Source organism: Bradyrhizobium iriomotense (assembly GCF_018129405.1).
GTDB classification, from domain to species: Bacteria; Pseudomonadota; Alphaproteobacteria; order Rhizobiales; family Xanthobacteraceae; genus Bradyrhizobium; species Bradyrhizobium iriomotense_B.
This window is the reverse complement of sequence record NZ_JAFCLP010000004.1, coordinates 16,243-39,119: the sequence shown is the minus strand read 5'-3', so window position 1 is coordinate 39,119 and position 22,877 is coordinate 16,243. Positions and strand designations below refer to the sequence as shown.

The window sequence follows — 22,877 nt, the reverse complement described above, 5'->3', positions numbered from 1 at the left end:
CCATCGGCAAAGGCTCCGGACCCGATAAGCCAAACATGGGCGCTTCGAGCCCAAATCAGGCCGTTCCCTTGGGTTGCCGCCTTGGGTTGCCGCTTTGGGCCTCGTCGGGTAAACCCTGCCGCAACTTCGGACCGGTCGTTTCAGGCCGTCCGATTCGCTTCCTCCGACATTGATTTTGGGACGACCATGCATCGCTACCGGTCACATACATGCGGCGCGCTCCGCGAGGGCAACATCGGCGAGACCATCCGCCTCTCGGGCTGGGTCCATCGCGTTCGCGACCATGGCGGCGTGCTGTTCATCGACCTGCGCGACCATTACGGCCTGACCCAGTGCGTGGTCGACCCGGACTCGCCTGCGTTCTCGCTGGCCGAAAAGCTGCGCTCGGAATTCGTGGTCAAGATGGACGGCAAGGTCCGCCGCCGCCCCGAAGGCACCGACAATGACGACCTGCCGACCGGCAAGGTCGAGGTCTATGTCAGCGAGATCGAGGTGCTGGGCCCGGCCGGCGACCTGCCACTGCCGGTGTTCGGCGACCAGGAATATCCCGAAGACATCCGCCTGAAGTACCGCTTCCTCGATTTGCGTCGCGAGAAGTTGCACCAGAACATCATGACGCGCGTCGAGATCATCAAGTCGATGCGCCGGCGCATGGAGGGGCAGGGCTTCTTCGAGTTCAACACCCCGATCCTGACCGCGTCCTCGCCGGAAGGCGCGCGCGACTTCCTGGTGCCCTCGCGCATCCATCCCGGCAAGTTCTACGCGCTGCCGCAGGCGCCGCAGCAGTACAAGCAGCTGCTGATGATGTCCGGCTTCGACCGCTACTTCCAGATCGCGCCCTGCTTCCGCGACGAGGACCCGCGCGCCGACCGTCTGCCGGGCGAATTCTACCAGCTCGACGTCGAGATGAGCTTTGTGACGCAGGAAGACGTGTTCGCGGCGATGGAGCCGGTGATCACCGGCGTCTTTGAAGAATTCGCCAAGGGCAAGCCGGTGAGCAAGAACTGGCGCCGCATCCCGTTCGCCGAAGCGCTGCGCAAATACGGCAGCGACAAGCCGGACCTGCGCAACCCCATCGAGATGCAGGACGTCTCCGAGCATTTTCGCGGAAGCGGCTTCAAGGTCTTTGCGCGCATGCTCGAGGACCCCAAGAACCAGGTCTGGGCGATCCCGGCCGCGGGTGGCGGCAGCCGCGCCTTCTGTGACCGCATGAATTCATGGGCCCAAGGGGAGGGCCAGCCCGGCCTCGGCTACATCATGTGGCGCGAGGGCGGCGAGGGCGCAGGTCCCCTTGCGAACAACATCGGACCTGAGCGCACCGCTGCGATCCGCGCGCAGATCGGCACCAAGGAAGGCGATGCCGCCTTCTTCGTCGCGGGTGATCCCGACAAGTTCTGGAAGTTCTCTGGCCTTGCCCGCAACAAGGTCGGCGAGGAGCTGAACCTGACCGACAAGGAGCGGTTCGAGCTCGCCTGGATCGTCGACTTCCCGATGTACGAGTACAACGAGGACGACAAGAAGGTCGACTTCTCGCACAACCCGTTCTCGATGCCGCAGGGCGGCCTCGAGGCGCTGAAGGGCCAGGACCCGCTGACCATCAAGGCGTTCCAGTACGACATCACCTGCAACGGCTACGAGATCGCCTCGGGCGGCATCCGCAACCACGTGCCGGAAGCCATGGTGAAGGCGTTCGAGATCGCAGGTTACGGCGAGCAGGAAGTGGTCGAGCGCTTCGGCGGCATGTACCGCGCCTTCCAGTACGGCGCGCCGCCGCATGGCGGCATGGCCGCGGGTGTCGACCGCATCGTGATGCTGCTCTGCGGCACCACGAATCTGCGCGAGATCTCGCTGTTCCCGATGAACCAGCAGGCCATGGACCTGTTGATGGGCGCGCCGTCGGAAGCCACGACAAAGCAGCTCCGCGAGCTGCATGTGCGGGTGAACTTGCCGCAGAAGTGAGCGCTCTTTTGCCTCTCCCCGCGTGCGGGGAGAGGCCGGATCGCATCGAAGATGCGATCCGGGTGAGGGGGACTCTCCGCGAGTCGATCTGGCTGATATTGGGCCAGCTCTCTCCACGTCGTCATTGCGAGCGCAGCGAAGCAATCCAGAATCTTTCCGCGGAGGGACTCTGGATTGCTTCGCTGCGCTCGCAATGACGGGGAGGGATTTACGCTCCATCCGGGCTACGAGGGAACTCTATCGTTGCGCGCTACAACCCCGTCGACGCCTCGATCCGGAACTGCGCCAGCGCAACGATCGGCTCGTGGTTCAGGGCGTCCATCAGCTGAACCACCGGCACCTTGCCGAGCGGCGTCAGCTTGATGGTCAGCGTCTGCCCCGAGGTCTCGACGAAGCCGGCGAGCGCGTCCACCGCGACCCTGGCGTCGAGATTGGAGGCCGCGATCTTCTCGCCCTGCGCGCGGATCATCTCGACGATGGCGCTGCGCGCGGCATCGCGGCTGAGGTTCTGCATCCGCGAGAACTGCGCCACGACGAGATCGACGACGCCGCTGTCGCGCAAGGAGAGCTCGATCGCGCCGGTTTCGATCTGCTCGGCCTGGCTCATGGCCTGCACCGGATCGGTCGTGAACAGGCCGCGCGGCACGTTGGCGAGCGCGAAGCGGGCCTGCGCCCTGGCGAGATTGCCGAGATCGATGGTGGCCGGCGCGAGCGCGAAGGCGCCCGAGGATTCCGTCCAGGCCGCGCCGAGATCGAGGTCGATCGCGAGCTTGTCGACGCCCGCCATGATCAGCGGCCGCTGCGCCGGATTGGCGGGATCGGTGGGGGTGACCATCTTCACGACCAGATTGGCCTTGCTCGGGATCGATCCGACCAACTGCCCCCAGTTCAGGCTAATCGTGTCGATGGTGACGAGCTGCCGTGTGGTCTTGTAGGGCGAGACCACGCCCTTGATCTCGGCGCCTTCCAGCACCCGGAACAGGCCCAGCATCTGATCGGGCGAGGGGGCTTGTCCGGGATTGGTGAGGCCTGCGGCCCAGCGCAGCAGGTTCGCCACGCTGAAGGACTTCAGCGCGAAGCGGTCCATCTTGAGCTGGCCCTGCGGCGTCGGCGCATCGAGGCCTTCGAGAGCGAACTCGCCCTGCTGGTATCGGATCGCCTTCAGCTTCGGCGAGCCTTGCGGGGTCGTCATCGACAGGCCGCCGATCTCGATCCTGCCGACGCGAATGCCTTCATAGAGCCCGGCGAGCTTCTCCATCATCTCGCGCGATTGCGCCGGTGTCGGAAGTGACGAACGATCGCTGGCCGGCAGCGCGGCGAGGACGTCGGCAATCCGGAATTTCGACGGCTGGAGCGCGATCTCGTCGATGGAGATCCCATCGACCTGCATCCGTATGCCCAGCGTCGACGTCGCCACATATGGTCCGGTCGAGATTTGTCCGTAGATTCGATGATAGCTGTCGTCGCCCGCCTTCTGCGGATCGAGCGCGGCAGTGAGCGCGGTCACGTCGATGTCGTTGATGGCGATGGTGGAGAGTTCGCCGGTCAGCTTGTCCGCCCTGGGCGCCTGCTGCACGTTGATGGTGAAGTTGGCGCGGTCCGCCTTCATGGCGCCGATCCGGCCTTGCTTCAGGTTCTGGATCGCCAGCCCGGAATAGGAGAACTCGCCGCTGCCGGCCCCAGCGCTGCCGCCATCGAATGCGAAGGTCAGCGTCGGGATCGCGACCGAAGATGCCGTCACGCTCGCATATTGTTCGAGCGCATAGCGATACATCTCGATCGGGGAGCCGCCTGCCGGCACATTGGGGGCGTGGAGGGGACCGGCATAGTCCCGCATGGTCAGCTGCGGGACCCTGTAGGAGCCTTTCACCTTCGCCGGGCCGATTTCGCCCAGCGCAAGTTCGAGACCCGCGAGGTCGATGCTATCGGCCGAAAAGCGGTTCTCGTCGACGAGGCGGACGCCCGTGCCCTTGATACCTGCGATCTTGATCTGCGCCTGTGACTCGCCCCCAGGCGTGACGACGATATCCTCGACCGTCAGCGTCCGGCTCGCCAGCTCGAACGCCACCTTGCCGTGGCTCGCCTTGCCGCCCTGCTTGCGGATCTGCTCGAAGGCCGCCTCGACCTCCGCGGCGGCGCGATGCTGGGCGTAGAAATTGAAGCCGAACCATCCGCCCGCGGCGAGCACGGCTGCCACGATCAGGCCGATCAGGATTCGCTTCATTCCCAGCTCCAGTTGCTCGTTTTGCACCGCGCAACCTGCCATATTCGCGAAACGCCGTCCGGTCCAGGGAAAGCTATGATTTTCAAATATTTGAGCGCGCGCCCTGTTGATGGGGGCGCAATCCGATGTTGCCACCGGGGCGCCCGCCGTGCTTCATCCCGTTTCCACGACCCGGAAATACCCTCCGCTTGGACGATCGCTCCGGATCGTGCATTTTGAGGCCGGTAACGCGAGGCGAGACACCGCATGTCGTCCTATTCTGATGATCTCCACCAGGCGGCGCTCGCCTACCATCGTCTGCCGCGCCCCGGAAAGCTCGAGATCCAGGCAAGCAAGCCCCTTGCCAACCAGCGCGACCTCGCGCTGGCCTATTCTCCGGGCGTCGCCGCCGCCTGCACCGAGATCGCCAAGAACCCGGCCGAGGCCGCCACGCTGACCACCCGCGCCAATCTGGTCGCCGTGGTCTCGAACGGCACCGCGGTGCTCGGCCTCGGCAATATCGGTCCGCTGGCGTCCAAGCCGGTGATGGAGGGCAAGGCCGTCCTGTTCAAGAAATTCGCCGGCATCGACGTGTTCGACATCGAGATCGCCGCCGACACCATCGACCGCGTGGTCGAGACGGTGGCGGCGCTCGAGCCGACCTTTGGCGGCATCAATCTGGAAGACATCCGCGGACCGGAATGCTTTGAGATCGAGGCGCGGCTGAAGGAGCGCATGAAGATCCCGGTCTTCCATGACGATCAGCACGGCACCGCGATCATCGTCGCCGCCGCCATCACCAACGGCCTCAGGCTGAACGGCAAGAAGCTGTCCGAGGTGAAGATCGTGGCATCGGGGGCAGGGGCGGCCGCGATCGCGACGCTCAATCTGCTGGTGTCGATGGGCGCGCAGCGCAAGAACATCTGGGTCTGCGACATCGACGGCCTCGTGCATGAGGGCCGCAACACCTCGATGGACCGCTGGAAGGCGGTCTATGCGCAGAAGACCGACAAGCGCACGCTGGGCGACGTCATCGGTGGCGCCGACATCTTCATCGGGCTCTCGGCACCGGGCGTGCTCAAGCCGGAGATGGCCCAGGCGATGGGCGACAAGCCGCTGATCATGGCGCTCGCCAATCCGACCCCGGAGATCATGCCGGAGGAGGCGCGCAAGGTGCGACCCGACGCCATGATCTGCACCGGCCGCTCCGACTTTCCGAACCAGGTCAACAACGTCCTGTGCTTTCCCTTCATCTTCCGCGGCGCGCTCGACGTCGGCGCCAACGCCATCAATGAAGAGATGAAGCACGCCGCGGTCGAGGCCATCGCGCAGCTCGCGCGCGAGGCGCCGTCCGATGCCGTCTCCCAGAGCAGCCTCGACACCGGCGAGACGGGCGGCTTCGGTCCCGGTTCGCTGATCCCCAGCCCCTTTGATCCACGGTTAATTCTACGTATTGCGCCGGCGGTAGCGAAGGCGGCGATGGAGTCCGGCGTCGCGACGCGCCCCATCACCAATTTCGACGAGTATCGCGCGCTGCTCGAGCGCTTCGCCTTCCGCTCCGGCCTCGTGATGAAGCCGATGTTCGCCAAGGCCAAGACCCAGCCGGTCCGCGTGATCTACGCCGAAGGCGAGGACGAGCGCGTGCTGCGCGCCACGCAGGTGGTGCTGGAGGAGAAGCTGGCGACGCCGATCCTGGTCGGACGTCCCTCGGTGGTGGAGGCGCGCATCAAGCGCTTCGGCCTGTCGATCAAGGCCGGCAAGGACTTCGACCTCGTCAATCCCGAGGACGATCCGCGCTACCGCTCCTATGTGCAGTCCTATGTCGAGGTCGCCGGCCGCCGCGGCGTGACGCCGGATGCGGCCCGCACGGTGGTGCGCACCAACAACACGGTCATCGCCGCGCTCGCAGTGACGCGCGGGGAGGCGGATGCGATGCTCTGCGGCGTCGAGGGCCGCTACATGAGCCATCTGCGCCATGTCCGCGAGATCGTCGGCTTCTCGCCGGGGATCAGCGATTACGCCGCGCTGGCGCTGCTGATCACCAGCAAGGGCGCCTTCTTCATCGCCGACACGCAGGTCCGCCCCAATCCGAGCGCGGAGGAGCTTGCCGAGATCGCCTCGCTCGCCGCGGTCCACGTCCAGCGCTTCAACATCAAGCCGAAGATCGCCTTCGTCTCGCATTCGGATTTCGGCAGCTACGACACCGAGTCCTCGCGCAAGATGCGCCGGGCGACGCAACTCTTGAAGGAGAAGCATCCGGAGATCGAGGCCGACGGCGAGATGCAGGGCGACACAGCGCTCTCCGCCGCCGCCCGCCGCATGGTGTTGCCGCACTCCAAGCTCGAGGGCGAGGCCAACATCATGATCATGCCGACCCTCGACACCGCCAATGTCGCCTATCAGATGATCAAGTCACTGGCGGACGCGCTGCCCGTCGGCCCGATCCTTATCGGCCCGGCGCGCCCGGCGCACATCCTCACCCCCTCGGTGACCGCGCGCGGCATCCTGAACATGACGGCGGTGGCGGTGGTGGAAGCCCAGGAGCGCGCGGCACGCCAGCAGCCGACGTTGTTTACGTAAGGCGTTTTCTTACCCTCGCTCGCCGCGTAGCGGCGAGACGGGTGAGGGGTATCTCTCCACGCGTACCCCTCTCACGATTGTGTTCGCGGAGAGATACCCCTCATCCGGCGCTTCGCGCCACCTTCTCCCACAAGGGGAGAAGGGGTGCCGCCTGTGTGGCGCCTTTGAATTACCTTCAGCTCGCCATTTCCCCGTTTGTAAACGGGCGAACGACTCATCATAATCACCGCGCTTTCGTCCGAGTTCCGATTTCAAAAAGCCTGAGCCAAGAGGCCGATCATGCCAGCGTTCGTGACTTTCGGGCGGATCCTGTTCGCCGTGCTGTTCATCTACACGGGCGCGACAAAACTGTTCGCCGTCCAGGCGACGGCGGATTTCATCGCCACCAAGGTCGTGGTGCCTGACGTGATTGCACCCTACGCCAAGCAGGTCGAGACGGCGACCGCCATGACCACACCGCAGCTGCTGGCGATCGCGGTGGGTGGGCTCGAGATCATCGCAGGCCTGATGATCGCGCTGAACTTCGGTGCGCGCTTCTTTGCGATGCTGCTGATCATCTACGTCGCGGTCGCAACTGTCCTGTTCTACGACTTCTGGAACCAGGTGCCGCCCGACAACGCCAAGATGCTGGTGGATGCGCTCAAGAACCTCTCGATCATCGGCGCGCTCTGCATGATCATCGGCTACGGCCGAACCACGCGTCCGGCCGAGGCGGCCTACGGGGACGTATAGCTGACGTATCACGCCCGTCAGCTTGGCTGGCATCCAACGAAGCCGAAATCTCGCCTTGGCGACTGCTGACGCGTCGACGCTCGCGGTGTGTCCAGCTTCGCGCAAGGTCGTTGCTGCAGAGTGACCGGGGCGAGGCGTGAGGCAAGTTCGAGAGTCGCTCGGCGTTCAAGCGGGCATCTGTCTCGTGCCTTGCGTGTTCGCATCGATGATGGACCCAACGTAATGTCCGCTGAAGAGTCGCCAGGTTCCGTCTCAGTCGAGGCCGGTCTCGCGTACCATCGCGCTGGCCGCCTGCCGCAAGCGGAGGCGATCTATCGGCAGATACTGGCATCCGAGCCGGATCGTGCGGACTGTATTTTCCTTCTGGGGATTGCTTCGCTCCAGGTTGGTCACCACGACAGGGCGCTCGATCTCTTCATCCGTGCCGTCAATCTCCAACCTCGCAACAGCTTCTATCACAGTAGCAAGGCTGCCGCTCTGCACGGTCTCGGACGAACGGACGAGGCCATCGCGAGCTATCAGGAAGCGCTGCTGCATAAGCCCGACAATCTGGATGTGCACCTTCAGCTTGCGATCCTGATGAGTGAGTGTGGGGACGTCGCGGGTGAGGAGGCCCACTACCGGCTCGCGCTGCGATACGCTCCTGATCACGCCGATGCCCGCTTCAAGCTCGCCAATCTGCTGGTGAGACGGAAACAATTCGATGATGCGATCGGCGAGTTTCGGCAGGTGCTGCGGCATAGGCCGAATTTTGCGGAGGCTCATTTGAACCTTGGGGCGGTGCTGTTCGAGCTGACCGCTTTCGAGGAATGCGAGCGTTGCTATCGTGAGGCCCTGCGCCTCGATCCGACATATGCGGAGGCCTACTGTAATCTTGGTGGTCTTCTCACCAAATTGGGGCGCCTCGACGAGGCGGAGGTCAATCTTCGCGAAGCCTGCAAACTCAATTCATCTTTCCCCGAGGCCTTGAACAATCTCAGTGAATTGCTGCGGCTCCGGGAGCGGCCGGAAGAGGCGGAAGCATGCTGCAGGGAAGCTTTGCGTCTGAGGCCGGACGATGTGCAGGCGCAAGTGAACCTCGGCAATGCCCTTCGCGAACAAGGTCATTTCCACGAAGCGGAATCCTGCTTTCGCGCGGCTCTCGATCACAGCGCGGCTCAGCCCAAGGCGCTCAATAATCTCGGCGCCTTGCTGCTCGATCTTGGGCGGCCTGATGAAGCCATTCGGAGTTTGCGAATGGCAGTGTCGCAGACGCCGGACTATGCCGACGCGCATTTCAACCTTGGGGTCGCGCTGTTGCTGGACGGCCAGTTCGACGAAGGCTGGCGGGAATATGAGTGGCGGTGGAAGCAGGACAGGAAGAAGTCGCAGCTTCGCGGCTTCCGCCAGCCGCTCTGGGATGGCGGAGATACCGGTGATCGGGTCCTGCTGCTGCATGCTGAGCAGGGCCTCGGCGACACGCTCCAGTTCTGTCGCTTCGTGCCGGCCATTGCGGCGGGGCGGCGGGTCGTTCTCGAGGTTCAGCGGCCACTGGTGCCGCTCCTGACGGGACTGCCGGGAATCGAGAGCATCGTCGCCCTTGGCGATCCGCTGCCGTCATTCGATCTGTATTGTTCACTGATGAGCCTGCCGCGGGTCCTTGGCATCACCCTCGAAACGATCCCGCAACAAGAATCCTATCTCCGGGCCGATCCGCAACGCGCGGCGGCCTGGCGCCAGCGGGTCGGGCAGCTCGACGGCCTGCGGGTCGGCGTCGTCTGGGCCGGCAATCAGGCGATGAGCGGCGACCGGCGCCGATCCATTCCGCTCGGGCAATTTTCAGAGCTGGCGGACCTGCCGGGGGTGAGTTTCGTCTCGTTGCAGAAGGGAGCGGCGGCCAGCCAGTCGCCGCCGCCCGGCCTGTCCTTGCACGATTGGACCGAAGATCTTCACGATTTCGGTGAAACCGCCGCGCTGATCGAGGCACTGGATCTGGTCATCAGCGTCGATACCGCGGCCGCGCATCTTGCGGGAGCGCTTGGCCGCCCGGTCTGGCTGCTCAATCGCTTCGATCGGTGCTGGCGGTGGTTGCTGAACCGCGACGACAGCCCCTGGTATCCGAGCTTGCGGCAATTCCGGCAACCTCAGCCCGGCGACTGGTCAAGCGTCCTCACGGACGTGCGCATTGAACTCGAGAAGTCCGCTCTCGAACATCGCGCGCGCTTGGACCGCTAAGGGTGTCGTTGGTTTTGCTTGGCAAATGGATGCGTTGTACGCGGGTATCAAAACACCGGTACTGTGCATGGGGTTGTTTTTCGAGTTTTAGTTGGAAGCTCTCGCCGGCCGCCACGGCGTCACCGTGACATCGTGCGCCGCATCGAGCAGGTAGGGCGCTCCCGGCCTCATCCCGTGGGAGGCCAGCACCTCATGCGGCGTCCGCTCGGGCACGCCGACAAAGCAGCCTTCGCCGCCGGGCAGCCGCACATGGGGGGCTTCCGACAGCCAGAACGTGTCGTAGCGGTCCATGAACATGTCGAACACGACGGGGCCGCCGATGATGGCGACGGTGCCGGATGCGACGTCGGCGAAGGCACAGGCCTCCTCGAAGCTCGCGTGCTCCGGATTCCACAATGTCGCGTTGGGCATCTCCGGATCGACGGTGAGCGGCCCGATCTTGCGGGTCAGGATCAGGCGCTTGCGCTTCGGCGAATTCGGCTGCTGCTCGTGCGAGCGTCGGCCGTGCACGATCAGCGCGGCGCGATCGAGCGCCTGCTCGAAGAACAGCTTGTCGCCCTCGAATTTCAACGTCTCAGGCATGATGTGCGACGGATCGGCGAGCATGCCGTCCGCGGAGACGATGACGTAGCCTTCGATGCGGAAAGACAAGTGCCGGCTATTCGGAAACGGTCGTCACCACGGAATTGACCGGGCGCTGGCTCACCGTCGGCAGCTTGACGTCCTTGAGCAGCTCCTGGTCGTATTCGGGCAGCGTCGATGCCGGGAATTTTGCGCGCATCGCCACCACCTTGTAGCCGCCGGCCTTCAGGCGCTTGAGCAGCTCGGGCAGGGCTTCGGCGGTGTGCTTCTGGAAGTCGTGCATCAGGACGATGCCCTTGCCCTTGGCGTCGAGCTTCTTCATCACGGTCTCGATCACCTTCTCGGGCTTCGAGGCCTTGAAGTCGAAGGAGTCGATGTCGCAGGAGAAGATCGCGGTGTTGCGGTTGCCGAGATAGGTGACCATCTCCGGCGGATGCTGGAGCGCCGGGAAGCGGAAGAACGGCGAGGGCGAGATGCCGCCGAGCGCCCACTTCACCGCGGAAAGGCCCTTCTCGATCTCTTCCTTGCGCTGTGCTTCGGTGAGCTTCTTGTTGTTGAGGTTGGCGTGCGACCAGGTATGGGTGCCGACCGTGTGGCCGGCCGCATAGACCTGCTTCAGGATCTCCGGCTCATAGGTCGCATGCTTGCCGATCGAGAAGAAGATGCCGGTGGTGCATTCATCGGCAAGCGCCTTCAGCACCGCGGGTGTGTTCTTCGGCCAGGGGCCGTCGTCGAAGGTCAGCACCACCTCCTTGTCGCGCAGGAAGTCGAGCTCCTTGAAATGCTCGAACCCGAAGCCCGGACCGCCCGTGGTGTCGATCTCGACGGTGCGGGCGACACCGAGCGCGCCTTGCGTGTTGCAGGCCGCGCGCGCCGGCTGCGGCGCCTGTTTCGGCGGGGGTGGATTGACGAAGCCTGCCGGCGCGGCTGCTGCAGCTGCCGGAGCCGCAGCGGGCGCTGTGGCGGCCGGCGCCGCCGCCGGTGCGACTTGAGTGGAGGCGGCGGGTTTGGCGGCCGGCGTCTGCGACCATGCCGCACCCGTCATCGCTAGAGACATCGCGCTTGCCAAAATCAGTCCTGCCGCCACGCGCATGGTGTTGTCCTCGAGATTGATCCCGTTGTTCCGCCGTGGCTTTTCGCCTCCGGCCAAACCTTCCCGCCCCAAACGATCCTAGCCTAGATGGTGGGCCATCGCCATTGCAACGGCTGTTTGGCATCCCGCCACAATTGTGCCCAACCCGATTGGGCCCAGCGTCGTGTCAGCTGTCCGCCAGCGCCTTGGCGACGGCCGTTTTGATTCGCGTGTCGGTCGGCTCGACCGCGGAGGGAAACACCCCGGCGATGTAGCCGTCACGGCCGATCAGATACTTGTGGAAGTTCCAGCGCGGAACTTCGCGGGGACGCGACTCGGCGGCCCATTTGTAGAATGGATGCGCCTTTGCGCCGACCACCACAGCTTTGGCTGTGATCGGGAAGGTAACGCCGTATTGGTGGTGCGCGGTCTCCGTGATCTCGCTGGTGCCGCCGGGCTCCTGGCTGCCGAAATCGTTGGAGGGCACGCCGATCACGGTGAGCCCGCGCTCGCGAAACTCGCCCCAGAGCTCTTGCAGGCCCGCATATTGCGGGGTGTAGCCGCAGAGCGAGGCGGTGTTGACCACCAGCAGCGGTTTGCCCGTGAAGGCGGCGAGGCGGATGTCGTCGCCAGACAGTGCAGGGAAGGTGAAGGCGTAGGCCGAGATTCGGCTCATGCCGGCATCGGCGTAGGCACGCGTCATCGGCGCGGCTGCGCCTGCAAGCGCCGCGATGAGCAGTGTCCTGCGGTTCATCATGACGGCGTCCCCGAAATGATCTGGGACCGATGTTACTCCGGCGGCGTGACCGGGTCGCTCAACACCGCGTTATCGCGCGCTAGTACAGTCGAACTATGAAGTCGGTGCCTTCGCCGGTCTCGCCCTGGTTGATGCCCTGGTCGGAGACGATGATCGAGCCGCCGGAGGTCAGCATCTCGTTGATCTTCGTCATGGTGTCGGCGGGGACCGAGATGCGGTCGAGCGCCTCGGCCGGGCTGTCCGGCGTCGCCACCGGTTTTACGGTGACGGGGATCACGGCGGCGCCACCCTTGCGGCGCGCAACGCGGCCGTCATCCTCGCGTGCGGCGGAGCGAGCGGTGACGGGCAGCGACACCACCGACCAATGCAGCGCATTGGCATCGGCCTTGTCGATTTCGGCGGTGAAGACATGCGTGCCGAGCGGCCGGTCGCTCGCGGCGATCGTCACGGGCGTTTCGAACAGCGGCGCAAAATTCTGCCGCACGTAGAGCTTGGAATCCTTGCGGCTGATGAAAACGGCGATCTGGCCGGCCCGCTTCGGCGCGTCCGGCTTTGCCGTCGGCGCGGGATCGGCAAGGCGGGTCTCGTCCTTCTTCGCATCCGGTGCAGGAGACGTGGCCGTGACGGCTGCATCGGGCTTCTTGGAAGAATCAGCCTCAGTCTTCGCCGTCTCGGACTTTGCCGCGTCAGACTTTGGTGTGTCGCTCTTGGCAGCCTCGACCTTGTCGTCGGTCGCCGCCGGAGCCTTGGGCGCTTCCGCAGTCTCGGCGGTCTTCGTCTCGGATGTCGCCTCGGCCTTGTCAGTCGTCGCGGCCGCTTCCGTGCGGGCAGGTGCATTGCCCGTTGTGATGTCCGACATGACAGTGTGGCCGACCGAAGAGCGCAGCTCCAGCACCGAATCGGCGCTGGCGGTCCTGGTCTCGAGCGGCTTGGCCTCAGTGACCTTGGCGGCCGCGCCCTTGTCGGCCTTGTCGGCGACATTGGTCTGCGGTTCCAGGCTGGCCGCGGGCTGCGGCGGCACGCGGACGGAGGCGAGCAACGGATGCTGGAAGCTATGCGGCGTCATCTCGCCGGGCGCGACGATGACGCGCGCGCCCATCTTGGTCCAATTCCACATCTTCACCGCGAACGCCATCGGCATGCGGATGCAGCCGTGCGAGGCCGGATAGCCCGGCAGCACGCCGGCATGCATGGCGACGCCGGACCAGGTGATCCGCTGCATGTACGGCATCGGCGCGCCGCTGTAGATGTTGGAATGGTGGAATTTGTGCTTCTGGATGACGCTGAACACACCCATCGGCGTCGAATGGCCCTTCATGCCGGTCGACACCGGAGATTCCGCGAACATGCCGTTGGTGTCGTAGATCGTCACCTTCTGCCGCTCGATCGAGACGACGATGACGAGCGGTCCTTGCGGCTTGCTGCCGGCCTCCTTCTCGGCGACGATCTCCTTCTTGCCGGCCGTGCCGCGCTTCTGCGGCTTCTGGCGCGGTATTTCGGGATGCCGATCCTGCCGAGCGTAATAGGACCCGTCGGAATAATCCGTCCAATAATAAAACGCTGCGTCAGCCTGGCTTGCCGTTCCGATCGCACCCGCCGCCGTCAAGATGGCGACCTGCCAAATCCGCGCTGGCTTGGCAGCAAAACCGGACCCGTTCACGCTATTCATCCTCGAATCCATAATCCCAATCAGACATTAGTCTCGCAGAGAGGATACGCGTTCACCAGCAAGGCGGTTCTGCCATCAGCTGCTTTTGTCCAAGACGTAGCAAAAAAGCCTCACGGAGCGGTAAACGGCGGCCGCGCCCGGCTTGCCGTCGTCTTCCTGACCGGCCAGCCGATGCCTACATTGCGGGGACTTGTTACCGGAGAACTTCATGTCATCTCGTTTCCCCGGTCTTTCCGGCATCCGCTTGAAAGGCCTCGCTTTATTCCTCCTCGCCCTGGTCGTGCCGCTGGCTTCCGCATCCGCCGCTGATGAGCCCGATCTGATCTTCCGCCGCTCCACCGTGTTCAAATGGATGAGCCCGAACGACAAGCTCGCGACCTATGGCCTCGACGACCCCGAAGTCGAGGGCGTCGCCTGTCACTTCACGGTGCCGGAGAAGGGCGGTTTCAAGGGCTGGCTCGGCCTTGCCGAGGAGGTCTCGGACATCTCGCTCGCCTGTCGCCAGGTCGGTCCGATCAAGTTCAAGGGCAAGATGGAGCAGGGCGACGATATGTTCCGCCAGCGCCGCTCATTGTTCTTCAAGAAGATGCAGATCGTGCGCGGCTGTGACGCCAAGCGCAACGTGCTGGTCTACATGGTCTATTCGGACAAGCTGATCGAGGGCTCGCCGAAGAACTCGACCTCGACCGTGCCGATCATGCCGTGGGGACTGGCTGACGCCAGCGTCCAGAAGTGCGGTGAATTCTTCACTCAGTGAGGCGTTCGCGGCTGACGCGCGGTTTTGCGAGATGCGAGCCGGTCAGCCGCACGAACATCTGCGGCGCGGCTTCGAAGCCGCGGCTCGATTGCAGCGCCATTTCGTTCGCCGAAGTGGCGCGGCTGCGAACAGGTCGTTGATCTCCGCGGTCCGTCTGTTGGTCCGCCTCGCGCGGCGTTGCGCGATCTTGCGCCATCATGATGGCCATTCCTCACGTGGATGCGCCCGGTGATCCCGGCGTCTCGGTTTCGATGGCTTGGGTCGCGGCCGAAGCGTCCCCGGTTCGACGGGACCCAGCCTTCGTTTGGCTTCTCTTCAGCAGAAAAACGTAAAACGCATGTGAAGCGCGCAAGGCGGGCGCATGACGATGCCTGAGTCCAGCACAGTTGTGCGCCGCGACAGCGAGTTGCGGGGCCGCTTTGAGCCGCCGTGCGACCTGACTGAAATGATTGGCATTTTCTGAGAATTGTTTCGTCGCGCCGAACCGGACGAAACAATTCGTATGCGGATGAAACCATTTTCGGCTTTTGGCGCATCACGCGCGAAACCGCCCGTGATTATCAGCTTCACAACGACGACGGCCCACCGCCGGCCGCGGAATTGAGGGACAAGACCATGCGCGCGCTCAGCTTTATCCTTGCGTTCGGCTTCGTGCTCGCCGGTTCCTCGTTCGCAGGCATGCCCGACGGCAATCTCCCGGGCATCGGCACCTTCCAGTACAGCGGCACGGCGCCGCAGCCGATCGTCGTCGCCGCGCGCTTCTGATCGCAGTCAGCCGGCAAACGCAATCATGTTGCTTCGTTTCTGCGCCGCAGCGTTCATCTCCCTTCTGACGATCAATTCCGGGCAGGCGCAGGTGCGCGCGCCCTCGCGGCTGCCGGATCCACGCAGCGAATTCGTGCGTCAGTGTGCGCCGCGCATGCTTGGACGCTGGGAGCATCCGGAAGAAGTCTGCGGCTGCCTGCACGACCATGCCGCCGCTGTCGTCGAGGACCGCGATTTGCGCGAAGCGCTGCTGCGCGGCATCAGCGAGACGGGCGTGCCGACGATCGAGACCGATTGGGTGCCGACGTCGAAACAAAGCGAGATCGGCCCGACCTTCACCAAGATCGCCAAGCCGACGCTTCAGTGCATGTTCGACCCGGCGAAGTAGCTTCTCAGATCATCATTTCGATTTCGGGCCGTGCCGCGGCACGCAGGAGCTCGTGCGCGAGACGCCCTTGTCGGTCATCTTCGCGCCGCGCACTTCCTTGACCTGTCCGGCGGGGCAGGTTCCGTCATCCACGAGCACGCGCTGGCCGAGCTTGAGATCGCCGATGTCCTGCTCGCGTCCGATGGTGGCTGCGCGTGCTGTTGAGGCAAGCGCCATGGAGATCAGGAGCGAGAGGCAGGTCGCGTGGCGCAGCAGCATGATGTGAGGTCCCGGCATCGATGCCGCAATTTAGGGAGCGGCCGGCGATTCTCATAGTGAAGCTTCGTCACGCCCGGCGAGCCGACTTGCCCTTTGCGCGCAAGGCCGCGCGCGATTCCCGTGCGAGCCGCTCGGCGGATGCCACGAGCTGTGGAATCGCATGCCCGGAAAATCCCAGCACGAAGCCGGGCAGGGGCCGTGCGCGCGAATAGGTGTCGGCGAGCAGCCAGCCCTCCGCGCCGGCGGCCTGCTTCGCCTCGGCTGCAACCGCCAGTTCGACCGATGGATCGAACCGGGCGACAAGATGCAGGCCTTGTGACGGCACCGGCACCGACAGAACACCGTCGGATCTGGCTTCCAGCGTCCCGGCCAGTGCATCGCGCGCCGCGCGATAGAGTTTTCGCACCCGTTTCAGGTTCGCGGCAAAGGCGCCGGAATTGAGCATGTCGGCCACCGCGCCTTCCATCAGCGTGCCGGGAAAGCGGTCGAGCGCGGCGCGCGCGGCTGTCACGTCGCCGATCAGGCGCTCGGGCAGGGCGCAATAGCCGATGCGCAGGCCGGGAAACAGGGTCTTGGCGAATGTGCCCATGTAGATCACGCGCTGGAGATGATCGATGCCGGCGAGCGACATCAGCGGCGCGCCGTCGTAGCGGAACTCGCTGTCGTAATCGTCCTCCAGCACGAAGGCGCCGGCTTGCCTCGCCCAGTCCAGCAGTTCCAGCCGCCGCGGCATCGACATCTGCACGCCCAGCGGAAACTGGTGCGACGGCGTCACATAGGCCGCGCGCGCGGAGGGCGCTGTGGTGCGGCCTTTGGCGACACGCATGCCGTGCTCGTCGACGGGGACGGCCACGGCGCGATAGCCACAATGCACGATGGTTTTTCGCGCGGCGGGGTAGCCAGGGTCCTCGCACCACACTTGATCGTTCGACTTCAGGATCGCACTCAGCACGATGCGGAGCGCGTGCAGCGTACCTGACGTCAGCATGATCTGGTCGGGGTCGCAGCGCAGCCCGCGCGCCGACAGCAGATGGTCGGCAATGGCCGCGCGCAGCTCGCGGCTGCCGCGGGGATCGCCATAGTGCAGGTGCTCGGATCCGAATGCGCGCATGCGGCGGCCGACGAAAGCGCGAAAACGCTGCACGGCGCGTTCGTCGATGTGGGTGCAGCCGAGCGCGAACGCGCCTTGCCCTGGCGTTTCCACTTTCACCTTCGGCTTCTTCGGCTCAGTCGCGCGCGCCGGAATCCGCGCGGCGACGAAGGTGCCGGAGCCGACGGTTGCGTCGGCAAAGCCATCTGCGATCAGCCGCTCATAGGCAGTGACGACGGCGTTGCGCCGAAAGCCCGTTTGCTTCGCCAGCGTCCGCGACGGCGGCAGCGGCTCGCCGGGCTTGACGAGGCCGGCGACGATCATGTCGCACAGCGCCTGGTAAAGCCGGTGCGCGGCGGAGGCGCCAGCCGTGATGTGCGGGCCGGTAAGGTCGAGGGGCAGCTCCGCCTTGGCGGGCGAGAGAGAATTGGTCGGAATTTTTTGCATGGAATTGGCACTATCGCAGACCAAATCCACCGCTACAACTGCTCTGGAATTGTTCCAAGCCCGACAGGAGCGGCCGTGAGCCAGACCGACACCTTGAATTCCTATCCGACCTCAGCGCGCAACCAGGTGAAGCGCCGTCACGACCGCGGCTTCTATGATCACGACACGGTTCATCGCATCCTGGATTCCTCGATGCTCTGCCACGTCTCTTATGTGATCGACGGCCAGCCCTATTGCACGCCGACCTTCTTCTGGCGCGAGGGGACGAAGCTCTATTGGCACGGCTCGAGCGCGAGCCGCATGCTGCGCAACCAGACCAAGGGCGAGCGCGTCTGCCTGACGGTTGCCCATCTCGACAGCCTCGTGCTGGCGCGTTGCGGCTTCAACCATTCCGCCGATTACCGTGCGGTCATGGCGTTCGGCACCGCCTATCTCGTCACCGACGCGGACGAGAAGGAGCGCGCGGTGATCGCCATGGTCGACCGCTTCTTCCCCGATCGCACCGCGAGCCTGCGGGCGAGCAGCACGCAGGAGATCAAGGCGACCTCCTTTATCGCCATGGAGATCGAGGAGGCATCGGCAAAAGTCCGCGCCAAGGGCGTGGCCGATGATGACGAAGATTATGCGTTGCCGATCTATGCCGAGCGCATTCCCGTGCGCACCGTACTCGGCGCGCCGGAACCTTGCCCGCGCCTACTTGAGGGCGTGAGCCGGCCTGCGACGCTCAATGGCTATTCGGAAGGCCGACTGCTCGAAGATGCATTGCGGGATGCATATTTTGTGGAGTACCCGAACGGCTGAAATCGGCTAGCTTGCGCGCTCCCAAGGATCACTTGAATGCCCGGAGTTGCCTGATGAATGCCGAAACGCAGCAAAGGATTCTCGACGCCGTCGATGCCGGTTTCGAAGCCCAGCTTGCGACCACACGCGATTTCGTCGCGATCCCCTCGACTCGCGGAGCCGAGGGACCGTGCCAGGACATGATCGGCGACCTCCTGCGTGAACGCGGCTACGAGGTCGACGACTGGCACATCAATGTCGACGATCTCAAGGATTTGCGGGGCTTCGGCCCGATCGAGCACGATTTCTCGAAGGCGCGCTCGGTGGTGGGCACCTACCGTCCGCAAACGAATGGCGGCAAATCGCTGATCCTCCAGGGCCACTGCGACGTGGTGCCGGCGGGGCCGCTGGAATTGTGGGACACGCCGCCGTTCTCGCCTGTCATCAAGGATGGCAAGATGTTCGGCCGCGGCGCCTGCGACATGAAATCGGGCACCATTGGTGCGCTCTATGCGCTCGATGCGATCAAGGCGGCGGGCTTGAAGCCGACCGCGCGGATTCATTTCCAGTCCGTCATCGAGGAGGAGAGCACCGGCGTCGGCGCGCTCTCGACGCTGCAGCGCGGCTATCGTGCGGATGCCTGCTTCATCCCGGAGCCGACCGGCGGCAAGATGGTGCGCTCGCAGGTCGGCGTGATCTGGTTTCGCCTGCGCGTCGAGGGCCATCCGACCCACGTCGCCTTTGCTGGATCGGGGTCCAATGCGATCATGGCGGCCTATCATCTCGTCCATGCCCTGCAAAAGCTCGAGATCGAATGGAACGAGCGGGCCAAGGCCGATCGCCATTTCAAGACGCTGAACCATCCCATCAACTTCAACCCCGGCATCATCAAGGGCGGCGACTGGGCCTCCAGCGTGCCGGCCTGGTGCGACGTCGACTGCCGCATCGCGATCCTGCCGGGCTGGTCGGTCGCCGATCACCAGAAGGAGATCGCAGCCTGCGTCGCCGCCGCCTCGCGCAATCACCGCTTCCTCGCCAACAACCCGCCGCAGATCGAATGGTCGGGCTTCCTGTCGGAAGGCTATGAGCTGACCAACGCGGCAGAGCCGGAGGCTGCGTTCGGCAAGGCCTTCAACAAGGTCTATGGCGGCATGCCGGAGGATCTCGTCTTCACGGCGCTGACCGACACCCGCTTCTACGGCCTGAACCATGGCATCCCCAGCCTCTGCTTTGGCGCCAGCGGCGGCGAGATGCACGGCTTCAACGAGTACGTCGACCTGGACTCGCTGAAGAAGACCACCAGGGCGATGGCGCTGTTCATCGCGGAATGGTGTGGGGTGGAGAAGGCGTAGGCCTCTCCGCCGTCATCGCGAGGAGCCCTTGCGACGAAGCAATCCAGGCTGTTGCCGCGGAGGCAGACTGGATTGCTTCGCTGCGCTCGCAATGACGGATGATAGTCCTGTAGGTTGGGCAGGCGCCCTTGCGCCGTGCCCACCATCTTTCCTCAATCTCGAAGGAGAAGGTGGGCACGCTTTCGCTTTGCCCACCCTACGGCATCGCCGGCTGGAGCGACCGCTGCCCGAAACAGGGGCGCATCCAAATCCTTTAAGCTTAAAATAAAGACTAGGATGCCGGCCGCGCCGGTGGCAGACTGGCGCCCGGTTCGCTGGACGAGTCCTCGGGAGCAACGATGCGCGATTGGGATGATGCTTACGCCAATTCGGCCCATATCCCGGGCTCGGACAAGATGCCGGCGCTGTGGGCGGAGCGGGCGGCGGCCTACCGCGCCGGGTTGAAGGATTTTCGCGCCGACATCGCCTATGGCTCCGGTGAGCGCCAGACGCTCGACCTGATCCTGCCTGACGGCGACAGCAAGGGCCTCGTCGTGTTCGTCCATGGCGGCTACTGGATGCGCTTCGACAAGTCGACGTGGACGGATCTGGCCGAAGGCGCGCGGCATCATGGCTGGACTGTGGCGCTGCCGAGCTACACGCTGGCGCCAGCCGCGCGCATCTCCGACATGACAGCCGAAATCACCGCAGCGATCGCCAAGGCCGCCTCGCTCGTCACTGGCCAGATCCGGCTCGCCGGGCATTCGGCCGGCGGCCATCTCGTCACCCGCATGCTGTGCGACGACAGCCGGCTCGAACCTGCCGTCTTCGACCGCATCGCCGGCACGCTCTCGATCAGCGGCCTGCACGATCTGCGTCCGCTGCTCAAAACGAAGATGAACGAGACGCTGCGCATGACCATGGAGGAGGCGAGCCTCGAAAGCGCGGCGCTGCATCTGCCGCGCGGCCACTCGCCCGTGACCGCCTGGGTCGGTGGTGGCGAGCGCCCCGAATTCATCCGCCAAGCCGACCTGCTGGCCAATGTCTGGAGCGGTTTCGACGTGCCGACACGCCTCGTGGTCGAGCCCGCGCTGAACCATTTCACTGTGATCGACGGGCTGAAGGATCCGGCGTCGCAGATCACCGCGCGCCTGATCGGCCTCGATTGACGAGGCCGGGAATGATCGATCGGGAGGACCAGTCATGACGTCCAGCGAATACGATCCCGCAAGCGAAGGCGCCGAGACCGATTTCGCAAAGCGCATGTCCTATGGCAACTATCTCGCGCTCGACGCGATCCTCGGCGCGCAGCATCCGCTGTCGGAGGCGCATGACGAGATGCTGTTCATCATCCAGCATCAGACCACCGAGCTGTGGATGCGGCTCGCCATCCACGAGCTCAGCGCTGCGCGCCGCGCCATCGCCAAGGACGAGGTTGCACCCGCGATGAAGATGCTGGCGCGAATGTCGCGGATCTTCGAGCAGCTCAACAGCGCCTGGGACGTGCTGCGCACCATGACACCCAGCGAATACACGCGCTTCCGCTCGCAGCTCGGCCAGTCCTCGGGCTTCCAGTCGCGCCAGTACCGGCTGATCGAATTCCTGCTCGGCAACCGCAACCACGCCATGCTCAAGCCGCACGCCCACGATGCCGAGACGATCAAGCTGCTCGAAGCCGAGCTGGCGACGCCCAGCCTCTATGACGAGGTGCTCAGGCTTGCCGACCGCAACGGGCTGAAAATGCCGGCGGCGGTATTGGCGCGCGACGTCCGCGAGACCCACAGCTTCAACGAGGGCGTGCTGCAGGCCTGGCGTATCGTCTACGAGGCGCCGGAGACGCACTGGATGCTGTATGAGCTTGCCGAGAAGCTGGTCGATTTCGAGGACTATTTCCGGCGCTGGCGCTTCAATCACGTGACCACGGTCGAGCGCGTCATCGGCTTCAAGCGCGGCACCGGTGGCACCGGCGGCGTCAGCTATCTCAAGCGCATGCTCGAGATCGAGCTGTTTCCCGAACTCTGGCGCGTCCGCACCATTCTGTAGAAATGGCCAAGACATGTCTATGACCAGATATCGCGTCTATGACGACACCAAGGCTCTGTTCCATCTGCCTGACGGCGTGATCTATCTCGACGGCAACTCGCTCGGCGCGCTGCCGCTGGGCGTCGCCGAGCGCGTCAATCGCGTCATCACGACCGAATGGGGCAACGAGCTGATCCGCGCCTGGAACACTGCTGGGTGGTATGCCCAGCCGCGCCATGTCGGCGATCGCATCGCCCGGCTGATCGGCGCGGAAGCCGGCTCGGTGATGGTCGGGGACACGCTGTCGCTCAAGGTCTATCAGGCGCTGGCAGCTGCGCTCGACATGAACGCTTCGCGCAAGGTCGTCTTGTCCGACACCGGCAATTTCCCGACCGATCTCTACATGGCCGAAGGTCTGATCGCGACGCTCGGGCGCGGCCATCGATTGCGCCTGGTGGCCCCGGAGGAGATCGAGGCGTCGTTGTCGGAGGAGATCGCGGTTCTTTACATCACCGAGGTCGACTACCGCACCGGCCGCCGCCACGACATGGCGAAGCTGACGGCAAGAGCGCATGCGCTCGGCATCGTCACGGTCTGGGATCTCGCGCATTCGGCCGGCGCGCTCCCGGTCGATCTCGCCGGCTGTGGCGCCGATTTCGCCGCGGGGTGCACCTACAAATATATCAACGCCGGCCCCGGCGCGCCGGCCTTCCTCTACGTTGCGCCGCGCCACGCCGATACTGCGCGCGCCGCGCTGTCGGGCTGGATGGGTCATGCCAAGCCGTTTGCGTTCGAGCTTGCCTATGCCGCCGCCGGCGGCGTCGAGCGCATGCGCGTCGGCACCCCACCGGTGCTGGCGATGGCGGCGCTGGAGGCCTCGCTCGACATCTGGGACCGCATCGATATCGCCGAGGTCCGCGCCCGCTCGCTGGCGCTCGGCGATCTCCTGATCGCCGAGGTCGAACGCCGCGGTCCGTCCTTGAAGCTGGTCACCCCGCGCGCGCATGAGCGCCGCGGCTCGCAGGTCTCCTTCGCCTTCGAGGGCGGCTACGCCGCCATGCAGGCCCTGATCGCGCGCGGTGTCATCGGCGATTTCCGCGCGCCCGACATCATGCGCTTCGGCCTCACGCCGCTGTATATCGGCGAGAGCGAGATCATGAGGGCGGCCGAGATCATCGAGGACGTGATCGCAGGCGAGGTGTGGCGGCGACCGGAATTTCAGGTCGTGAACGCCGTGACGTGAGCGGGGAGGACCGGCACCGCAGGCGGAT

General features: G+C 64.7%; 20 protein-coding genes. 12 read left to right on the top strand and 8 right to left on the bottom strand.

Translation table 11 applies throughout. From position 1 onward, the window contains the following. Positions 1–186 precede the first annotated feature (186 nt). On the top strand, positions 187–1,959 hold the full coding sequence (aspS, locus tag JQ592_RS11585; protein WP_211402990.1) for an aspartate--tRNA ligase: 1,773 nt from the start codon (positions 187–189) through the stop codon (positions 1,957–1,959). A 250-nt stretch (positions 1,960–2,209) separates the two neighbouring features. On the opposite strand, the gene JQ592_RS11580 is transcribed toward aspS, so the two are convergent. Continuing rightward, positions 2,210–4,183 carry a hypothetical protein gene (locus JQ592_RS11580; protein WP_211402989.1) on the bottom strand — a complete coding sequence of 658 codons (1,974 nt, stop codon included), beginning with the start codon at positions 4,181–4,183 and terminating at the stop codon, positions 2,210–2,212. Between the two features lie 246 nt (positions 4,184–4,429). Between JQ592_RS11580 and JQ592_RS11575 the strand changes: the two genes are divergently transcribed. From JQ592_RS11575 to JQ592_RS11565, 3 genes are all read left to right on the top strand, one after another. After that, a complete protein-coding gene (locus JQ592_RS11575; protein WP_211402988.1) occupies positions 4,430–6,742 on the top strand; it encodes an NADP-dependent malic enzyme in 2,313 nt (770 codons plus the stop codon). A gap of 279 nt (positions 6,743–7,021) precedes the next feature. Then, complete coding sequence (locus JQ592_RS11570) at positions 7,022–7,474, top strand: DoxX family membrane protein (RefSeq protein ID WP_211402987.1); 453 nt, start codon at positions 7,022–7,024, stop codon at positions 7,472–7,474. 222 nt (positions 7,475–7,696) lie between these two features. Beyond that, positions 7,697–9,688 carry a tetratricopeptide repeat protein gene (locus tag JQ592_RS11565; RefSeq protein WP_211402986.1) on the top strand — a complete coding sequence of 664 codons (1,992 nt, stop codon included), beginning with the start codon at positions 7,697–7,699 and terminating at the stop codon, positions 9,686–9,688. Between the two features lie 87 nt (positions 9,689–9,775). Here the strand turns inward: JQ592_RS11565 and JQ592_RS11560 are convergent, their stop codons facing one another. The 4 genes from JQ592_RS11560 to JQ592_RS11545 form a co-directional block, all read right to left on the bottom strand. Beyond that, positions 9,776–10,339: a dihydrofolate reductase gene (locus JQ592_RS11560; RefSeq protein WP_211402985.1), complete on the bottom strand. Its 564-nt coding sequence runs from the start codon at positions 10,337–10,339 to the stop codon at positions 9,776–9,778. A 7-nt stretch (positions 10,340–10,346) separates the two neighbouring features. Then, positions 10,347–11,363: a polysaccharide deacetylase family protein gene (locus tag JQ592_RS11555; RefSeq protein WP_211402984.1), complete on the bottom strand. Its 1,017-nt coding sequence runs from the start codon at positions 11,361–11,363 to the stop codon at positions 10,347–10,349. Positions 11,364–11,529: 166 nt separating this feature from the next. Further along, positions 11,530–12,099, bottom strand: coding sequence for a glutathione peroxidase (locus tag JQ592_RS11550; protein ID WP_211402983.1), 570 nt, complete (start codon positions 12,097–12,099; stop codon positions 11,530–11,532). Between the two features lie 79 nt (positions 12,100–12,178). Further along, a complete protein-coding gene (locus tag JQ592_RS11545) occupies positions 12,179–13,768 on the bottom strand; it encodes a L,D-transpeptidase family protein (RefSeq protein WP_211402982.1) in 1,590 nt (529 codons plus the stop codon). Between the two features lie 208 nt (positions 13,769–13,976). Here JQ592_RS11545 and JQ592_RS11540 point away from each other — a divergent pair, with 208 nt between their 5' ends. Further along, positions 13,977–14,525 (top strand): CreA family protein, encoded by a 549-nt coding sequence (locus tag JQ592_RS11540; RefSeq protein ID WP_211402981.1) that lies wholly within the window; start codon positions 13,977–13,979, stop codon positions 14,523–14,525. Here JQ592_RS11540 and JQ592_RS11535 read toward each other — a convergent pair. Further along, complete coding sequence (locus tag JQ592_RS11535; RefSeq protein ID WP_211402980.1) at positions 14,515–14,724, bottom strand: hypothetical protein; 210 nt, start codon at positions 14,722–14,724, stop codon at positions 14,515–14,517. The two genes, JQ592_RS11540 and JQ592_RS11535, sit on opposite strands and share 11 nt — an antisense overlap. 416 nt (positions 14,725–15,140) lie before the next feature. Between JQ592_RS11535 and JQ592_RS11530 the strand changes: the two genes are divergently transcribed. Next, on the top strand, positions 15,141–15,290 hold the full coding sequence (locus tag JQ592_RS11530) for a hypothetical protein (protein WP_211402979.1): 150 nt from the start codon (positions 15,141–15,143) through the stop codon (positions 15,288–15,290). 25 nt (positions 15,291–15,315) lie between these two features. Continuing rightward, positions 15,316–15,678, top strand: coding sequence for a hypothetical protein (locus JQ592_RS11525; protein ID WP_211402978.1), 363 nt, complete (start codon positions 15,316–15,318; stop codon positions 15,676–15,678). A 12-nt stretch (positions 15,679–15,690) separates the two neighbouring features. Here JQ592_RS11525 and JQ592_RS11520 read toward each other — a convergent pair whose 3' ends face one another. Together JQ592_RS11520 and JQ592_RS11515 are read right to left on the bottom strand one after the other, a co-directional pair. Then, positions 15,691–15,936, bottom strand: a complete 246-nt coding sequence (locus JQ592_RS11520) for a DUF6719 family protein (protein ID WP_211402977.1) — start codon at positions 15,934–15,936, stop codon at positions 15,691–15,693. Between the two features lie 67 nt (positions 15,937–16,003). Beyond that, positions 16,004–17,473: a PLP-dependent aminotransferase family protein gene (locus tag JQ592_RS11515; protein ID WP_211402976.1), complete on the bottom strand. Its 1,470-nt coding sequence runs from the start codon at positions 17,471–17,473 to the stop codon at positions 16,004–16,006. Between the two features lie 75 nt (positions 17,474–17,548). On the opposite strand from JQ592_RS11515, the gene JQ592_RS11510 reads away from it, so the two are divergent. The 5 genes from JQ592_RS11510 (at position 17,549) to kynU (ending at position 22,849) form a co-directional block, all read left to right on the top strand. Further along, entirely contained in the window at positions 17,549–18,274 is a 726-nt protein-coding gene (locus tag JQ592_RS11510; RefSeq protein WP_211402975.1) for a pyridoxamine 5'-phosphate oxidase family protein, read from the top strand. Positions 18,275–18,327: 53 nt separating this feature from the next. Further along, on the top strand, positions 18,328–19,605 hold the full coding sequence (locus tag JQ592_RS11505) for an ArgE/DapE family deacylase (RefSeq protein ID WP_211402974.1): 1,278 nt from the start codon (positions 18,328–18,330) through the stop codon (positions 19,603–19,605). 338 nt (positions 19,606–19,943) lie between these two features. Continuing rightward, positions 19,944–20,753 carry an alpha/beta hydrolase gene (locus JQ592_RS11500; RefSeq protein WP_211402973.1) on the top strand — a complete coding sequence of 270 codons (810 nt, stop codon included), beginning with the start codon at positions 19,944–19,946 and terminating at the stop codon, positions 20,751–20,753. A gap of 34 nt (positions 20,754–20,787) precedes the next feature. Beyond that, a complete protein-coding gene (kynA, locus tag JQ592_RS11495; protein ID WP_211402972.1) occupies positions 20,788–21,627 on the top strand; it encodes a tryptophan 2,3-dioxygenase in 840 nt (279 codons plus the stop codon). Between the two features lie 19 nt (positions 21,628–21,646). Continuing rightward, positions 21,647–22,849 carry a kynureninase gene (gene kynU, locus JQ592_RS11490; protein WP_211402971.1) on the top strand — a complete coding sequence of 401 codons (1,203 nt, stop codon included), beginning with the start codon at positions 21,647–21,649 and terminating at the stop codon, positions 22,847–22,849. Positions 22,850–22,877 lie beyond the last annotated feature (28 nt).

Coding starts and splice junctions, on each gene's coding strand:
- aspS (WP_211402990.1), top strand. CDS start 187: ATGCATCGCTACCGGTCACATACATGCGGCGCGCTCCGCGAGGGCAAC.
- JQ592_RS11580 (WP_211402989.1), bottom strand. CDS start 4,183: ATGAAGCGAATCCTGATCGGCCTGATCGTGGCAGCCGTGCTCGCCGCG.
- JQ592_RS11575 (WP_211402988.1), top strand. CDS start 4,430: ATGTCGTCCTATTCTGATGATCTCCACCAGGCGGCGCTCGCCTACCAT.
- JQ592_RS11570 (WP_211402987.1), top strand. CDS start 7,022: ATGCCAGCGTTCGTGACTTTCGGGCGGATCCTGTTCGCCGTGCTGTTC.
- JQ592_RS11565 (WP_211402986.1), top strand. CDS start 7,697: ATGTCCGCTGAAGAGTCGCCAGGTTCCGTCTCAGTCGAGGCCGGTCTC.
- JQ592_RS11555 (WP_211402984.1), bottom strand. CDS start 11,363: ATGCGCGTGGCGGCAGGACTGATTTTGGCAAGCGCGATGTCTCTAGCG.
- JQ592_RS11550 (WP_211402983.1), bottom strand. CDS start 12,099: ATGATGAACCGCAGGACACTGCTCATCGCGGCGCTTGCAGGCGCAGCC.
- JQ592_RS11545 (WP_211402982.1), bottom strand. CDS start 13,768: ATGAATAGCGTGAACGGGTCCGGTTTTGCTGCCAAGCCAGCGCGGATT.
- JQ592_RS11540 (WP_211402981.1), top strand. CDS start 13,977: ATGTCATCTCGTTTCCCCGGTCTTTCCGGCATCCGCTTGAAAGGCCTC.
- JQ592_RS11535 (WP_211402980.1), bottom strand. CDS start 14,724: ATGATGGCGCAAGATCGCGCAACGCCGCGCGAGGCGGACCAACAGACG.
- JQ592_RS11530 (WP_211402979.1), top strand. CDS start 15,141: ATGCGCGCGCTCAGCTTTATCCTTGCGTTCGGCTTCGTGCTCGCCGGT.
- JQ592_RS11525 (WP_211402978.1), top strand. CDS start 15,316: ATGTTGCTTCGTTTCTGCGCCGCAGCGTTCATCTCCCTTCTGACGATC.
- JQ592_RS11520 (WP_211402977.1), bottom strand. CDS start 15,936: ATGCTGCTGCGCCACGCGACCTGCCTCTCGCTCCTGATCTCCATGGCG.
- JQ592_RS11515 (WP_211402976.1), bottom strand. CDS start 17,473: ATGCAAAAAATTCCGACCAATTCTCTCTCGCCCGCCAAGGCGGAGCTG.
- JQ592_RS11505 (WP_211402974.1), top strand. CDS start 18,328: ATGAATGCCGAAACGCAGCAAAGGATTCTCGACGCCGTCGATGCCGGT.
- JQ592_RS11500 (WP_211402973.1), top strand. CDS start 19,944: ATGCGCGATTGGGATGATGCTTACGCCAATTCGGCCCATATCCCGGGC.
- kynA (WP_211402972.1), top strand. CDS start 20,788: ATGACGTCCAGCGAATACGATCCCGCAAGCGAAGGCGCCGAGACCGAT.
- kynU (WP_211402971.1), top strand. CDS start 21,647: ATGACCAGATATCGCGTCTATGACGACACCAAGGCTCTGTTCCATCTG.